General features: G+C 66.8%; 10 protein-coding genes. 9 read left to right on the plus strand and 1 reads right to left on the minus strand.

The annotated features are described in order from the left end of the window. Positions 1-155 precede the first annotated feature (155 nt). The 3 genes from S1361_RS26305 (at position 156) to S1361_RS26315 (ending at position 2,636) form a co-directional block, all read left to right on the plus strand. Positions 156-644 (plus strand): SPW repeat protein, encoded by a 489-nt coding sequence (locus S1361_RS26305; protein ID WP_243769304.1) that lies wholly within the window; start codon positions 156-158, stop codon positions 642-644. Positions 645-1,042: 398 nt separating this feature from the next. Then, the gene (locus tag S1361_RS26310) at positions 1,043-1,582 is read left to right on the plus strand and encodes a GNAT family N-acetyltransferase (RefSeq protein ID WP_243769305.1); all 540 of its coding nucleotides are present in this window, start codon (positions 1,043-1,045) and stop codon (positions 1,580-1,582) included. Positions 1,583-1,781: 199 nt separating this feature from the next. After that, a complete protein-coding gene (locus S1361_RS26315) occupies positions 1,782-2,636 on the plus strand; it encodes a nuclease-related domain-containing protein (protein ID WP_208034343.1) in 855 nt (284 codons plus the stop codon). A gap of 168 nt (positions 2,637-2,804) precedes the next feature. Here S1361_RS26315 and S1361_RS26320 read toward each other — a convergent pair whose 3' ends face one another. Further along, positions 2,805-4,712: a TerD family protein gene (locus S1361_RS26320; RefSeq protein ID WP_208034352.1), complete on the minus strand. Its 1,908-nt coding sequence runs from the start codon at positions 4,710-4,712 to the stop codon at positions 2,805-2,807. A gap of 1,036 nt (positions 4,713-5,748) precedes the next feature. Between S1361_RS26320 and S1361_RS26325 the strand changes: the two genes are divergently transcribed. From S1361_RS26325 to S1361_RS26350, 6 genes are all read left to right on the plus strand, one after another. Then, on the plus strand, positions 5,749-7,149 hold the full coding sequence (locus tag S1361_RS26325; protein ID WP_243769306.1) for a serine/threonine-protein kinase: 1,401 nt from the start codon (positions 5,749-5,751) through the stop codon (positions 7,147-7,149). A 444-nt stretch (positions 7,150-7,593) separates the two neighbouring features. Next, positions 7,594-8,343, plus strand: a complete 750-nt coding sequence (locus S1361_RS26330; protein WP_208034362.1) for a transposase family protein — start codon at positions 7,594-7,596, stop codon at positions 8,341-8,343. A 761-nt stretch (positions 8,344-9,104) separates the two neighbouring features. Next, positions 9,105-10,598, plus strand: coding sequence for a type I restriction-modification system subunit M (locus S1361_RS26335; protein ID WP_208034364.1), 1,494 nt, complete (start codon positions 9,105-9,107; stop codon positions 10,596-10,598). Beyond that, positions 10,595-12,100: a type I restriction-modification system subunit M gene (locus S1361_RS26340; protein ID WP_208034366.1), complete on the plus strand. Its 1,506-nt coding sequence runs from the start codon at positions 10,595-10,597 to the stop codon at positions 12,098-12,100. Before S1361_RS26335 ends, S1361_RS26340 begins: the two co-directional genes overlap by 4 nt. Further along, on the plus strand, positions 12,097-13,290 hold the full coding sequence (locus S1361_RS26345) for a restriction endonuclease subunit S (protein WP_208034368.1): 1,194 nt from the start codon (positions 12,097-12,099) through the stop codon (positions 13,288-13,290). Before S1361_RS26340 ends, S1361_RS26345 begins: the two co-directional genes overlap by 4 nt. Continuing rightward, a complete protein-coding gene (locus S1361_RS26350) occupies positions 13,287-16,226 on the plus strand; it encodes a type I restriction endonuclease subunit R (RefSeq protein WP_208034370.1) in 2,940 nt (979 codons plus the stop codon). Before S1361_RS26345 ends, S1361_RS26350 begins: the two co-directional genes overlap by 4 nt. Positions 16,227-16,576 lie beyond the last annotated feature (350 nt).

Genomic DNA, 16,576 nt, shown 5'->3' on the forward strand with positions numbered 1-16,576 from the left:
GGTGGCACGGGTCTGATGCAGAGCGTGCGGGGGTGGACGACCGTGAGTTGCCGACCGCCGTATCGCCGTCACTTCACATCGCAGCGGTTACCGCATGCTTTCTGGGTACCCGCCCGGCGAACTGGTACGAAAGCCATACTTCGGAGGTAAGTGACATGGCGACCTCTCCCCAGTCCGACATGGCAACTCATCCCGACATCATCGCCATGCGCGAACGCCACGAGATGGCCGAGCGCACCACGAGCACTCCGAGGGCGCAAGCCATCGAGAGCATGGCCCTCCTCACCGGGCTCTACCTCGCGGCCTCGCCCTGGATCACGGGCTTCAACGGCTTCTCGACCCTGGCGGTCAACAACCTGATCACCGGCATCGCCTACGCACTCCTCATGAGCGGCGGCTTCGGCCGGGCCTACGACCGTGTGCACAGCATGGCGTGGGCCGCCTGCGCGCTGAGCCTGTGGACGATCATTGCGCCGTGGGTCGTGGCCGGTGACGTCTCCACGCCGAAGACCATCGTGAACAACGTCATCGTCGGCGTCATAGGCCTGCTGCTGGCCCTGACGGCCGCCGCGATCGGCCAGGAGCGCCGGGACCAGACAACCACCGGCCGCATGTCCGCACCCTATGGGGGAGGCCGGACCTGACCGAACGCGGGGGAGGCCCAGGCCTCACCTCACCACCTCTGCACAGACGCGAAGACCCCGCCTCGGCGCTTCCGCCGGCGACGGGGTCTTCGGGCTATCTCACTCCGGGCGCCGGCGGCAGCCGCGGCCGGCGATGGAACGGCCTCATGGTTCGAGTCGCGCGGAGCCGATCCACCAAAGTTGCCGAGCGAGCAACAGCGGACAACCTGCACCCACGCCGAGGCCCCGGACATGCCGCCTGGGGCCTCCGCCTTGAGGGCCTGTCCCGTCGGCCTTCCCGGGCGTGCACCGCCGTGCGGCCTGCCGGGCCCGGCTTGACGTATGGAAGGGTCAGACGCCGTTGCCCACGCCGGCCACACGAGGGGAACCGTGTGGTCGAGAGGATCAGGAGCCGCTCCATGTCCGATGAGATCACCCTGCGCCCGGTAACCGCCGACGATCTCGACCTGTTCGAGCGCGAGTTCAGCGGTCCGGAGGGGACCGGCCCGTACCAGTGGTTCGGCTTCGGATCACCGGCCGGCCTGCGCAGGCAATTCGCGGAGACCGGTCTGCTCGGCCCCGACGGCGGCGTGCTCTCCGTCGCGGAGGCGGGCCGGACGGTGGGCCGGGTCGAGTGGTTCGCCAGCACCTGGGGACGGCCCGCCACCTCCACCTGCTGGAGCCTGGCGATCGGCCTGGTGCCCGCCGCGCACGGCCGCGGCATAGGCACCCAGGCCCAACGACTGCTGGCCGAGTACCTCTTCGATCACACCAGGGCCGAGCGGCTTCAAGCCTGGACGGATTGCGCCAACCTTGCTGAGCAGCGTGCGTTGGAGAAGGCGGGCTTCGTCAGGGAGGGCGTGCTGCGCTCCGCACAGTGGCGCGGCGGCCGGTGGCACGACCAGGTGATCTTCTCCATGCTCCGCGCGGAGCGGTCCGGCAGCGAGCCAAGACGATGATGGCCCCGCCCCTCTCGACCGTGCGCCCGGCCGAACCGTCCCGCAGGCCCCGCCGGTCAGCCGCTACCGCTCCACCTGCGGCGATGCTTCACCCGGACAGAGCGAGCCGAGCCGCGCCGCTTGCCCTGCGGTCTTGTGGTCACGTCGCGCTTGCTGCTGGCATGTCGACAAAGCCAATGCGGGCGCAGAGGGGGGCCTTGTGGAGCTGCACGTCACGCGCTGGAAGCGGTACGGGCATGATCGTCTGTACGCCAACCTGCCTGATGGCACCGCGGTCGGTTGGGCGGAGGTCACGACGGGGGGCATCACGGTTTTGCGGGCCGAGTGTCGCGACGACGTGATCGCCGTACTCACGAAGCACTTACAGAACCTCACCGGGCCTGTCCCGCCAGACAGGGCGCCGGAGGTTCAGGCGCGTCCGGTGCTGCCGCCGCTGACGCCGGCCGACGACCTGGCCGTCAACCCTCCCGGGAAGTCCATACGTGATCTGCTCGACGAATCCGGCCCGGGACTGATGGAGCGAGTCGTCTCACGGCTTCTGCGGCGGTCCTCGGAATGGGACTCCTGGCGAAAGGGGTTGGCGGGGGAGCGGCGAGTGGGAGCCGAGCTGAACCGCCTGGGGCGCCACGGCTGGCGGGTCCTGCACTCCGTTCCCTTGGCCAACAAGGTGGATATCGATCACTTACTGATCGGGCCTGGCGGGGTGTTCAGCATCAATACGAAGCACCACCACAAGCGGGCCGTATGGGTCGGGGACGATTCCGTGAAAGTCGATCACGGGAAACCGGCGCCCTACGCACGCAAGAGCCGGGCGGAGGCCAAGCGGGTCGCCCGAGTGCTTGAGCGCTACTGCGACTTCCCGGTACCGGTGGAGCCGGTGCTCGTCTTCGTCGGTGTCACCGAACTCAAGGTCGCCGCCACGCAACTCGATGTCCGGGTGTACCAGGAGCGCCAGGTATCGGCACTCGCACCGCTCTCAGGCGTTCTCACGGCCGACCAGGTGGAGCAGGTGTACGGCGTCGCTCGTCATCGCCAGGCTTGGAGCCGGGCCTGAACCGGTGCGTCTCAGCGAGGCGCCGGTCTTCCTTGCGGGACCTGTGCACATCTTCCAGCCCGGCGGCCTCCTCTTCCTGCCTGCTGGCTCCTGCGCCTGATTCCTCACCCGCACGGTGCCGCCGCGTCTGATCCAGAGGCGGAAGACCTCCGCATTCGGCGCCGTCGTTCAGTCGGCGATATCGACCCCATATCCGCGTGCGAGGGCGTCGAGGCCGTGGTCGTAGCCCTGGCCGACGGCACGTAGACGCCAGAGCGGACCCCTGCGATAGATCTCCACGAGCAGCATCGTGCGTTCGGTGGTGGCGGCGTCCAGGGTGGCCCGGGCGAGAGGTGCCCCGCTGCTGCCGGCGGCCGCACAGATCTGGATCGCGCCGACAGTCCCGAAGGTGGCGGCGCCGTCGATGGCCGCAGCGACGACGATCTTCCGCGTCGCGGGCGGCAGGGACGCCAGGTCGAGGGCGATGGTCTGTTCGGCAGGGCCACCGGTCAACAGACGCGCCGTTCCGGCGGGGCTCTCCGGGGCTCCGTAGAAGATGAAGTCCTCGTCGAACGTGACCTGTTCGTCCTCATCGAGGAGGAAGGCGACCACGTCGATCTCGCAGTCGGACTGCGGGGCCCAGCCAGCGGTGACATACCACTCCGGCGCGGGTCCACCGTTCGGCATGGGTAGGTCGATGACGCCGCCCCTCGGCATCACGTGCGGCTCCTGAGGCCGGAGAACCACCGCATTATGGTCCATTGCGGTTGGAGAGGCGAGCCAGTGCAGGTCGTGCACAGGGAGTTCAAGGGCGGTGATGCGCCTCATGCGCCGGTCGCCCTCTCCGCCTGGCAGGAGCACGACGTCAGTGACGCTGGCGGACAGGTTGATCGCCGCGGACCCGCCCAGCTGGACGACGCGGATACGAGCTGCCGCGGCATCGGCATGGACGCCACCGAGCACCAGTACCCGACGTCCCGCCAGGGGCTTGTCCAAGGTGTCGGCCAAGAGCTGCGATGGGCGCGGAGAGGGGACTGGCACGCAGGGGGAGGCCGTGGGGAGGGCAGATGCTTCCGGGGCGGGTACGGCAGAAGTCGTGGTGGACACCGGCTCCACGGGCCCGACCTGTTCTGCTTCTGACTCAGTCACCGGGGCGCCCCTGACGGCCGTCGCCTCATGCGCTGTCCCCGGCCGTACGTCGGCCAGCAGCCGCAGGAAGGTCTGCTCGTCGACGACCGGTACGCCTTCAGCGAGTGCGCGTCGGGCCTTTGTCGAGTCGGCCGCCGGTTCGTTGGTGACCAGCGCGCTGGTGTGCCGGCTGACGGAAGTCATCATGTTCAGCCCGGCGGCAACCGCCCGCCCGACCAGCTCGGCCCGGGCGTAGGCGGTCTCACCGGTGATCGCGACCTTCATCCCTTGCTGGAGCGGGCCGCCGGGAGTCAGACGTCCGGGATTGCGGTAGGCGCAGGGGGTCTTCGGCGGCTTCGGCGTGAATTGGGATTCTGCCCGCGGTGGGCAGGTCACCAGCGGCAAGGGCAGATCGAGCCGAGCTGCCTCACGCAGCGACGCACGCAGGACCCCGGCAAGTACCCGGGTGTCGTCCAGCGCATCGTGAGCGCGCTGTTGGGGGACGTTGTAGTGGGCGGCGAGGGTGCCGAGCTTCATGTCGTCCGTGGGCGGATCCACCTGGCGATTCAAAGCCAGGGTGCACAGCCGTTGCGACACCGGCAGCCACATTCGCGCACGAGCGAACTCGTAGGCCAGGAAGTCGTAGTCGAATTGGGCATTGTGGGCCACTAGGACTCGGTCCTGGAGCATCGCCCCGATCCGCCCGGCCACTTGGTCGAAGGTGGGTGCACCCTGCAGCCGCTCGACGGTGAGCCCATGCACCTCCACCGGCCCCGGATCACACCCCGGATTGAGCAGCGTCGAGAACTCCCCGGTCTGCTCACCGTCCGGACCGACCGTGATCACCGCAACGGACAGCACCCGGTCCCGCCGGGCTATGAGTCCCGAGGTCTCCACGTCGACCAAGGCCCAATCGTAGGCGTAATCGCCCATGGCGGAAACGTCCAAGAAGGGAGAGACGAGACTCATGACGCCAAGGATGATCCGATATGCGACCCTCCTTCAACCTACATGGCGATTTTCCCTCATCCGGAAGGCCGTGACGAGGCGGTCAGGGTACGCCGACCGCAGAACCGCCGGTTTCACCAGTGTCGTTGGGGCTTCAGCGCCAGTGCCTGGAACGGGTTTACCGGCTGACCCGCGAGCCGCTCATCCGTCCGCTTGGAACGACTCGCTTGCAGGAGCGCCGGAGAGCCACCGCACGGCCCAGGTTTCGGCCTGCGGTCAGGCGCTTAGAAGACCCGTTCCGCGACCCCCAGGTCGGGCGACGTCCACACCGCCGGGCCCTTCGGCATCTCCCACCTCGCCACATCAGCTTGGGAAGCAGAGGTGATTCAGGGCTCGCTGTGGTAATGACCTGCGGCGGAAGGTTATCGGTGTCTCGCGGGCCAATTTCATGGTTGCCCGCGGTACCCCGTGGTTCCCTGCAGGATCTGGCACGCGTATGGCACGCCCTCTTCGTCCCGAACTCGGCCGAGAGGCCATTGAGGTCCACTGGGCTGGTCAGTCGGCTGGCCAGTAATGATCAATCCGCCCCTCCGACGGCCGGCCCGCGACGACGGAATCGAGACCCACCACTTGGGAAGCTCGTGTCTCGTGGCCCCGGTCGCCTGCTGACCTGCGACCACGGCTGCCGGCTACCGGTCAGTGACCTGCCGGGGAAGCGGCTGACGGCGGAGGCTGGCGCTGACGGCGGAGGTTGGCGACGACGGCAGTTGTCCGGCTGGCAGCTTGCCTGACCTGCCGCGACACGCCAACCACGGGGAAGTGGGGCCGTTTTCGTCGCTGCGCCGACTTGGTCCGGATATCTGGCACAGGCTGGGGGTACCCGCCTCTCAGCATGGCCCATGGCCGAGTCCGGTACGCGGTGACAGCAACGGAGAACCAGATGAAGGCCCGCCAATCAGCAGCCCCGCCGACGCCAGCGCCGGTTCCAGCGTACGAGCAGCCCGCTGAAGTCCTCTCCGGCCGCTACCGGTTGGGCGCGAGAATCGGAGCGGGAGGCATGGCCGACGTGTACGAGGGCGTTGACACGCGCCTTCGCAGGCCCGTGGCCGTCAAGCTGTTCCGGCCCGGCCCAGACCCGCAGACGGAGGACCGTCTCACCGCGGAGGCCGTCCTTCTGGCCCGCCTGCAGCACCCGGGACTGGTCACCGTCTACGACGCCGGCCGCCACGACGACCGCACCTACCTGGTCATGCAACTGATCAAGGGCACCACGCTGCGCAGCCTTCTGGCGTGTGGAGCGCTGTCAGAGCGGCGTGTGGTAGATGTGGGCGCCGCCCTCGCGCGGGTGCTGGCCTACGTCCACCGCGCCGGCGTCGTGCACCGAGACATCAAACCGTCGAACATCCTCCTCGACGCGGCCGGCGCTCCTCACCTGGCTGATTTCGGCATCGCGCGCCTGGCCGACGCCACCCGCCATACAGCACCGGACGTGCTGATAGGCACCGCCGCCTATCTGGCACCGGAGCAGGTGGAGGGCAGGCGGATCGGGCCGGCCGCCGACGTCTACGCGCTCGGCCTGGTCCTGCTGGAGTGCTTGAAAGGCGAACTGGAGTACCCGGGCACGCCGTTGGAAGCGACAGTCGCCCGCCTACACCGCCCACCCGAAGTCCCCACCTGGCTCCCCTCGGACCTCGCGGCCCTGCTGCGGGCCATGACCGCCCAGGACCCCGAGGCCCGTCCGGACGCCGAGCAGTGCGCGCAAGCCCTCACCTCCCGGAACGCCGAACCTGATCCATACCCCCTGCCGCTCTCGGCGCCCTCCGAGGCGCGCCTTCCGACGCCGCTGGCCGCTCACCCCGGAACGGAAGAGCACATACGCTCTCAGGAGGCGGCAGTCACCCGACGCAACCTCCCCGGCGGCACTCGCCACAGCCGTCGCCTGGCAGCGGGGACGGCCCTGGCCCTCTCCGTGGCCCTGGGCGCGACTCTTGCCGTCACATCGAGCACCAGCGGAAGCGACGACCGGGCAGCAGCGACGCCCGCCGAAACCCCCTCGCACCCGCACTCCGGTACGGCGACTGACAAGAGCCGGCCCGGTGCCCTCCCACCCACCCGATCTCACGGCGCTCAGCCACCCTCCAGGGCATTCGGTGCGTCCCACCCTGCGGCTGCGGCAACCGGATCTCATGCCCAGCCCGTCTCCAGGACACTCGGCGCTTCTTATCCGGCGGCTGCCCCGAGCTCGAGCCGCAGCGCCTCTGCACCGCTCGCGAGCTCGCGGCCGCCCGGATCGGCGTCACCGCCGCCACGACCCGCGCCGACCGCAGACGGGGCCGCCGGCCCGAGCCGGACGACACCCGCGACGGCGCCAACCGCTGGCACGACGCCCCCATCACCAAGCCCTTCGAAGGGCGGCACCGCCACCAGCGCACCGCCCAGCCCAAGCCCGACGCATTAGAGGCCGAGGACCAGACCCGCTCCAGGAGTTAGGTCTGACCGCCTGTCCCCCCGTGCTGCGCGGGGCGGCCGTGGCCGTGTCAGACCGCACCGCGCCACTGCTGTCCGCTGTCGTTGATGTCAGCCGTGGATGTCACCTCACACAGGCTGGGGTCACGGCCGGCTTGGGTCTTCAACCATGCTGTGAAGCTCCTCGGTTTGGGCATGTCCACATCCTTCCGCACAACCCCCGACGTCGTCAGGGGATGCCCCAAGCGTGAGGAGCCCGTGAGTGTGTCGGACGTGTGTCGCGTGTATCGCAGATGGTGCGCGGACAGTGAGCGTTTTCAGCGTGGCCACTGATCGGGTGACGCCCGTCAGGTCGAGGTGAGGGCCGCAACGTACGAAGCCCCCGTGCCGTTGAGGGAGGTGTTCGAAGTCTCAACCCATCGGCACAGGAGCCTCGTTGGTTCCCTATCCTGCCGCACTCGACCTTCCGCACGCCCTCGTCGAGTGGGTCACGATGCTCATCGTCACTCGTGAGGGTGACCGACGGTGCAAACTCCCGCCGCACCAGCGGGTGCTCGTCGCTCTGGTGTACCTACGCCGCCACGACGCCCTCACCCGGATCGCATCCGGCTTCGGGATATCCGTCGGCACCGCCCACGCGTATGTCACCGCCGTGACCGACCTGCTGGCCGAACGAGCCCCCGGCCTGCTCAAGACTCTGCGCCAGCACGATCCGGAGTTCGTCCTGCTGGACGGGACCCTGGCCGAGTGCGCCCGCGTCGGCGACAGCCGAGCCGACTACTCGGCCAAGCACTGCCGGCACGGAGTGAACGTCCAGGTCGTCACCGACCCCACCGGTGAGGTGCTGTGGATCTCGCCCGCGCTGCCGGGACGCATCCATGACCTGACCGCAGCCCGCAACCACCGCATCATTCGGATCTGCGAGCGTCAGGGCGTCCCGATCCTCGCCGACCGCGCCTACCAGGGTGCCGGTAGCTGGGTCACCACCGGACTCAAACGGCCACCAGGCGGTGAACTCACCCTCACCCAGCGCACCGTCAACCGAGCCCTGGCTGTGGCGAGGGCACCGGTCGAACGCGGCATGGCAAGGCTGAAGTCCTGGCAGATCTTCCGCAGATCACGCATCAGCCCCAACCGCATGTTCGTCATCACCAAGGCTGTCCTCACCCTGGAGAGGCAACGCTGAAAACGCTCAGTGAGAGACAACGAGAAAGAGCGGGAGTCAGTGAGACTGACTCCCGCTCTCCCATGTCGGCATTCGCGCTGGTCAGAGCCTGATTCTTGCTGGCTGACTGCTGAGTGCCCCCGGCAGGATTCGAACCTGCGCATACGGCTCCGGAGGCCCCTTCGGACTCCGACAACGTTGCTGGTCAAGGGCCTATGTCATGTTGGAAGGCTTGGCTGCGTCCACGGATGGTCCACGGCTACTCAGCGCCCATCGGCGCGGGCGATTCCCTCCACTCACCGACGCCCTCGGCATACTTCATGGATTTCTCGTCGCGGACCCGCTGAACGAGCTCCTCTGCTCCCGCTCGCGTCGTTCCGAAGTGGTAAAGCCGTTGTGGTTGGCGACCTCATCGTCGGCCTGCCCTCCTCACTCAACAAGGAGCTGATACGGATCGCGTCCAGTTCCACGCGGCGGGATTGCCGAGCCTCCCACTGCGCCCGGTCAGTATCCGGCTCGGGGAACGGAAACCGGCGGGGCCAGTCGCTCTTGTGGCGGCTTGCGCAATTTTATGCGCTTTCGTCCCCGGCGTGCATCAGTCGACCCATGCCGTGGCCTGGACTGGGAGGTCGAAATTTCGACATGTATTTGGTACAGCCCTGGCGGATCCCGTTAGGCTCCGACACGTGCGCCGGGACGGCGAGCCGAGCAGGCCAAGTATGGAAACGGGCAGTGATCGAGTGGGGTCGAGTGCGGTCGGTGTTGGGGAGCAGGAGCTTCCGATGCCGTTGACGTTGGGGGAGTTGGAGTCGTATCTGGCGAAGGCGGCTGATCTGCTGCGGGGCAGCATCGATCAGGCGGACTTCAAGGCGTACATCTTCCCGTTGATGTTCTTCAAGCGGATCAGCGATGTGTACGACGAGGAGTACGACCGCGCGCTGGACGAGTCCGGTGGCGACCACACGTATGCGGCGTTCGAGGAGAACCACCGGTTCACCATCCCCGAGGGATGCCACTGGGCAGACGTGCGCGAACGCACCGAGAACGTCGGTGAGGCGCTCAAGACCGCCTTCCGCGGGATCGAGCAAGCCAACCAGGGCACGCTGTACGGCATCTTCGGCGGCGCGACCTGGACCAACAAGGACAAGCTCCCAGACCGCAAGCTGATCGATCTGATCGAGCACTTCTCGACCAAGACCCTTTCGATCTCCCAGGCCGCCCCCGACGTGCTGGGGCAGGCGTACGAGTACTTGATCAAGCGGTTCGCCGACCAGTCCAACAAGAAGGCCGGCGAGTACTACACCCCGCGCGAGGTGGTCGCGCTGCTGGTCAACATCCTCGACCCCCAGGAGGGCGAGACGGTCTACGATCCGGCCTGTGGCACCGGCGGCATGCTGATCGAGGTCATCCAGCACATCAAGGCCCGCGGCGGTGACCCGAAGAGCGTGCTCGGCAAGCTGTACGGCCAGGAGAAGGTGCTCACCACCTCCGCGATCGCCCGGATGAACCTGCTGCTGCACGGCATGGAGGACTTCCACATCGAGCGCGGCGACACACTGCGCGACCCGGCCTACTTCGACCACGGTCGGCTGGCCAGGTTCGACTGCGTGATCGCCAACCCGCCGTTCTCGTTGAAGAACTGGGGCCACGAGCAGTGGGCCTCCGATCCGTGGGGTCGTAATGAGTTGGGCGGGGTGCCGCCGAAGGGGTACGCCGACTGGGCCTGGGTCCAGCACATGCTCACCTCCGCTGCACCCACCGGGGGAAGGGTCGCGGTCGTCCTCCCGCAGGGCGCCCTGTTCCGTCAGGGCGCCGAGGGCCGCGTCCGCGAGCACGTCCTCAAAGCCGGTTTCGTGGAGGCCGTCATCGGCCTGGCGCCCAACCTGTTCTACGGCGCCGGCCTGGCCGCCTGCGTGCTGATCCTGCGCCGTCAGCGCTCCGCCGAGCAGCAGGACAAGGTGCTCTTCGTCAACGGAGAGTTGCTCTTCAAGCGCGGCCGCAACCAGAACAGCCTCGAACCCGACCACGCTGAGACCCTCCTGAAGGCATATCAGGAGTACGCCGACCAGCCCGGCCTGGCCGCGGTCGCAACCCTGGACGACATCAAGGCCAACGGCTGGAACCTGAATATCCCGCTGTACGTCGAGCCAGCCGAGGTCGGCGAGCAGACCACCCTGAAGCAGGCCGTGGCCGACCTGGAGACCGCGCACGCGAAGACCCGCGAGACCCGCACAGCGTTGGAGGCCGAGCTGGCGAAGTGGGGGCTGGGCGCATGACCACGACGAGCCCGAAGCGGATCACCCAGCGGGAACTGGAGTCCTACCTGTGGGGTGCCGCAGTCCTGCTGAGGGGGCTGATCGACGCCGGCGACTACAAGCAGTACATCTTCCCGCTGGTCTTCCTCAAGCGCCTCTCCGACGTCTACGACGAGGAGCACGCCGCCGCCCTGAAGGTGTACGGCGACGAGGAGCTCGCCGACCTTCCGGAGAACCACCGCTTCGCCATCCCCGACGGCGCCCACTGGGCCGACCTGCGCAAGGTCACCAGCAACGTCGGCACCGCACTCAAGGCCACGATGCGGGCCATCGAGTCTGCCAATCCCGACACCCTCACCGGCGTCTTCGGCGACGGCGAGTGGACCAACAAGGACCTGCTACCCGACTCGACCCTCTCGGACCTGATCGAGCACTTCTCGACCAAGACGCTGTCGGTGGCGAACCTGCCCGAGGATGAGCTCGGGCAGGGTTATGAGTACCTGATCAAGAAGTTCGCCGACGACTCCGGCCACACCGCCCAGGAGTTCTACACCAACCGCACCCTGGTGCACCTGATGACGCTCATGCTCGAGCCCCAGCCCGGCGAGTCCGTTTACGACCCGACCTGCGGCACCGGCGGCATGCTCATCTCCACCGCAGCCGAGGTCAAGCGCCAGGGCAAGGAGTGGCGAAACCTGCGCCTGTATGGCCAAGAGCTCAACTACGGAACCTCTGCCATCGCCCGCATGAACCTGTTCCTGCATGGCGTCACCGACAGTCACATCGCCCATGGCGACACCCTCACCAAGCCTGCCTTCCTCAACGCCCAGGGCGGCCTGCAGACCTTCGACGTCGTCCTGGCCAACCCGCCCTACTCCATCAAGGCATGGAACCGCGACGCGTTTGCCAAGGACCCCTACGGGCGCAACATGTGGGGCCTACCGCCCCAGGGGCGCGCCGACTACGCCTTCTTCCAGCACATCGCCAAGAGTCTGAATCCCACCACTGGACGTTCCGCGATCCTGCTCCCCCACGGGGTCCTGTTCCGCCGTGACGAGGCCACTATGCGCGAGCGGCTGGTCAAGTCTGACCTAGTCGAGTGTGTGCTCGGCCTCGGCGAGGGCCTGTTCTACAACTCTCCGATGCCGGCCGTCGTCATCATCCTGCGGACGTGCAAGCCCGCCGAGCGTCAGGGCAAGGTTCTCTTCATCAACGCCCTCAATGAGGTCTCCCGCGAACAGGGACAGACTTTCCTGCGCGAGACTCACCAGCAGAAGATTCTCGATGCATACCGCGGCTTCGCGGATCTTAAGCAGTTCGCGACGGTCGCCACTCTCGATGAGATTGCTGCTAAGGGCTTCAGCCTGGCCATCCCGACGTACGTCGAGGGTGCCATGGACAGCGGCGAGGAAGAACAGATCGACCTCGCCGAGGCCCTCGCTGCCTGGCGTACTGCCGCGCAGAGCTCTGACGCGGCCGTCGCCGATGTCCTGTCCCTGATGCGAACGGAGGCCTCGGCATGAGCCTGAGCCTCGACAAGACCACCTGGAAGCGCGTCACCCTTAAAGAGGTGGTCCGGCACGTCACCGACCGAGTCGACGCCGAGACCTCTGACCTAGAGCGGTTCCTCGCTGGCGAGCACATCCCCAGTGGCAGCCTCTCGATCACCGACTGGGGCGTCATCGGGCGCGACCCGATAGGGCCGATGTTCTACAAGCGGTTCAAGCCCGGCCACGTCCTCTACGTCTCCAGGCGAACGTACCTTCGCAAGGTCGCCGTCCCGGAATTCGAGGGGATCACAGGCGAGAAGACCTTCGTACTGGAGACCCTCGACGAGAACCTGCTCCTGCAGGAGTTCCTTCCGTTCCTTCTCTCGGCCGAGAGGTTCCACTCGTACGCGATCGCCCACTCACGTGGCTCGGTCAACCCTTACCTGAACTGGGGCGAGCTGGCCGCGTACGAGTTTGACCTTCCCCCGCTCGATGAACAGCAGCGCCTCGCCGACCTCCTCTGGGCGCTGGAACGCCACAGAGCCGAATTGGATGGCCAGGTCTCGGCAATCGAGGCCGTGCTTCAGCGTTTCCTTGCTGACTCGTTCCGGGCGGCCCCTGGCCCGCAGGTAAAGATCGTTGACCTCTGTACTGATGTCATTGGTGGAATCTGGGGCTCACCAGAGGGTGAGGCCGAGGTTGACGTACTGGCGCTCGGGCCACGCGTGTATGCGGATGGCGCGACTCAACTGCTAACTGATGGGTCGCCTGTTCGTTCGGTGAGCAGGCGGCAGGCCGAGGTGCGCCTTGTTCGTGACGGGGACATCATCCTTGAGCGATCTGGAGGCTCGCCCTCGCAACCAGTCGGGCGCGTCGTGATCGCTCACGGAGAGCTGGCTCCCTGCATACCCACCGACTTTCAGCGGCTGCTTCGGCCGAACCGGGAAGTTGTGGAGCCACGTTTCCTGTTCTGGCGTCTTCGACATGACTGGGTGGCTGGTGTGACTCGGAGTTACGCAAAGAAGACGACCAACATCACGAACCTGTCAGTCAAGGACTACATCGCGCGCAGCATTGCGGTGCCTTCCATTGCAGATCAGACCCACTTGCTCGGTCGTGTGACCTCGTTCGAAGACGCACTTACGAGCGTGGCAGGGGAACGCTCAGAACTCGACGTGTTCCGTAGAAGCCTTCACGACGAGATCTTCGGGGGTGCCGAGTGACCTTCAACGAGGCAAACACGGTGCGCGACTTCGTCCGGGATCTGGTGGAGTCGGTCGATGTGCGGTTCGTGCCGGGGAGTCATCTGCCACGGCGCACCGATGAGGTGTTGCTGGAGCAGCAGGTGCGGGAGGCGTTAATCAGCCTCAACCCGACCATCGAGGCGGATCCGCGTCTGGCCGATGAGGTGATCTACCAGCTGCGGGCGATCCTGATCTCCGCGCGCAACACGCCGAATCCGGTGGTGGCGAACGAGCAGTTCGCGGCATGGCTCACAGGGCAGAAGTCGATGCCGTTCGGGCCCGATGGCGAGCATGTGACCGTCAGACTGATCGACTTCGACCACCCCGGCGAGCACAGTGCGAACAACTGGATCGTCTCCACCGAGGTGACCTACGGGGTCGGGCGGCTGGAGCGGCGCTTCGACCTGGTGATCTGGTGCAACGGCTTCCCGTTGGTCGTGGGGGAGGCGAAGTCGCCGGTGCGGCTGGCGTACTCCTGGATCGACGCGGCCGCGCAGGTCAAGGAGGACTACGAGGTCAACGTGCCGGCGTTCTTCGTGCCGAACGTGCTCAACTTCGCCACCGAGGGCAAGGACTTCCGCTACGGGTCGGTCGGGATGCCGGTGGAGCTGTGGGGACCGTGGCGGGCGGACGAGTCCGGTGACGACCACACCCTGGCGAAGGTGGGCCTCGCGGCGGTCAAGGAGGCGGTCGAGGGCGTTCTTGATCCGGATGCGATCTTGGACTTCCTGCGGTTCTTCACGCTGTTCGCGACCGACAAGAAGCACCGCAAGATCAAGGTGATCGCGCGGTTCCAGCAGTTCCAGGCGACCAACCTGATCGTGGAGCGGGTGCTGCACGGGCGGATCAAGCAGGGGCTGATCTGGCACTTCCAGGGGTCGGGGAAGTCGCTGCTGATGGTGTTCACCGCGCAGAAGCTGCGCGCGATGGCGGGGCTGACCTCGCCGACGGTCATCATCGTGGTCGACCGGATCGACCTGGACACCCAGATCACCGCGACGTTCAACGCCTCCGACGTACCGAACCTGGTCTCCACCGAGTCCCGCAGGGAGCTGCAGGAGCTCCTGACTGCGGGGGCGCGGAAGATCATCATCACCACGATCCACAAGTTCGGCGAAGCACCCGGTGTGCTGGACGCGCGCGACAACGTCATCGTGATGGTCGACGAGGCCCACCGCTCCCAGGAGGGCGACTATGGCCGCAAGATGCGCGAGGCGCTGCCCAACGCGTTCCTGTTCGGGCTGACCGGGACGCCGATCAACAAGCGCGACCGCAACACGTTCATGTGGTTCGGCTCCGAGGCCGACGAGCAGGGGTATCTCTCCCGCTACTCCTTCTCCGACTCCATCCGCGACGGCGCCACCCTGCCGCTGCACTTCGAGCCACGCCTCTCGGAGATCCACCTGGACGAGGAGGCGATCACCACGGCCTTCGACGAGCTCGCCGACCGTCACGGGCTCACCGAGGAGGAGCGCACCACCCTGTCGAAGAACGCCGCCTCCCTGGAGGCGCTGATCAAGGCGCCCGCCCGGGTCCGCAAGATCGCCGCCGACATCGCTGAGCACTTCACCACCAAGGTCGAGCCGCAGGGCTTCAAGGCACAGGTCGTGGTCTACGACAAGGCCACCTGCGTGGCGTACAAGAAAGAGCTTGACCGCCTGCTCGGCCCGGACGTGTCCACGATCGTGATGTCCGCCAGCCGCGGTGACAAGCCGGCGTGGAAGCAGTGGACGCCCGGTCGAGTGGAGCTGGAGCGGATCACCGCTCGCTTCAACGACCCGGCGGACCCGTTGAAGATCATCATTGTGACCGCGAAGCTGCTCACCGGCTTCGACGCCCCGATCCTCTATGCCCAGTACATCGACAAGCCCCTGCGCGAGCACACCCTGCTCCAGGCGATCTGCCGCACCAACCGGGTCTACCCGCCCGCGAAGACCCACGGCCTGATAGTGGACTACCTCGGCATCTTCGACGACGTCGCCAAGGCCTTCGAGTTTGACGACAAGTCCGTCCAGCAGGCCATCTCCAACATCGCGGTCCTGCGCGAGCAGCTCGGCCCCGCGATCGAAGCTGCTCTGGCGTTCTTCCCTGGCGTGGACCGTACCGTCGGCGGTTACGAGGGGCTGATCCAGGCACAGACCGCGATCGACTCCGACGAGTCCCGCGATGCCTTCGGTGCTGCGTACAGCGTCGTCGCCCAGCTGTGGGAGACCCTCTCCCCGGACCCGATCCTGTCCGAGTACGAGTCGGACTACCGCTGGCTGACCGACGTCTACCAGTCCGTGCAGCCCACCGACGTCACCGGCCGACTGGTCTGGCACACACTGGGCGCCAAGACCCTCGAGCTCATAAACGAGCACGTCACCGTCGAGGTCCCCCGCACCGACCTGGAGACCATCGTCCTCGACGCGCAGGTCATCGAGGACCTGATGACCGGCAAGCGCAAAGACATCGACCCCGTCGAAGTCGAGAAGTGGATCACCGCCCGCATCGCCAAGCACGTCGGCAACCCGGCCTTCATCGAGCTCGGCCAGCGGTTGAATGCTCTGCGGGAGAAGTACGCCCACTCCCAGCAGGCATCGCTGGAGTTCCTCAAGGAACTCTTCGCCCTGGCGCGAGACACAGTCGCAGCAGAGAAAGCCGCCGCCGAGGTGCCCCGTGAGGAGCACGGCAAGGCCGCCTTGACCGACCTCTTCGAGTCACTCAAGAGCGAGGAGACCCCGATCATCGCCGAAAAGGTCGTCGACGAGGTCGACTCCGTCGTCCGTACCGTCCGCTTTGACGGCTGGCAGGGCACCAACGAAGGCGATCGCCTCGTCCAGCAGGCGCTCCGCAAGGCGCTCTACATCAAGTTCAAGATCCGCGACCAGGATGTCTTCGGGAAAGCACTGGGATACATCCGGGAGTACTACTAGCTGCTCCTAGCCCTTGTCGGGAAGGACCCCTTCCGAGAAGTAGTCTGCCGGCAGAGGAAGCGACGCCGGCCCTCCTCTCGCTCTGTCTGGCCCGGACGCACAGCGCTCTGTACAGCCACAACTGATCACCGGCGGCCGTGACCTGCGGCCGCCGAACCGATCAACGCCCTGACCTGCCGCCGAGCTGTCGGCACCTGTCGACGTTGGTCACCATTGAGCGCCCTTCCACGGCCCGAGGACGGCCCGGGAGGGCGCTCGTGCGTGAGCTCCCGATGGTGGTCACTGCGTTGGAGGCCAGATGGCGACTACAGAGTTCGGTTGAAGGGTCACGCACCGTCGTCTACTGGGTC

Source organism: Streptomyces cyanogenus (genome assembly GCF_017526105.1).
GTDB classification, from domain to species: Bacteria; Actinomycetota; Actinomycetes; order Streptomycetales; family Streptomycetaceae; genus Streptomyces; species Streptomyces cyanogenus.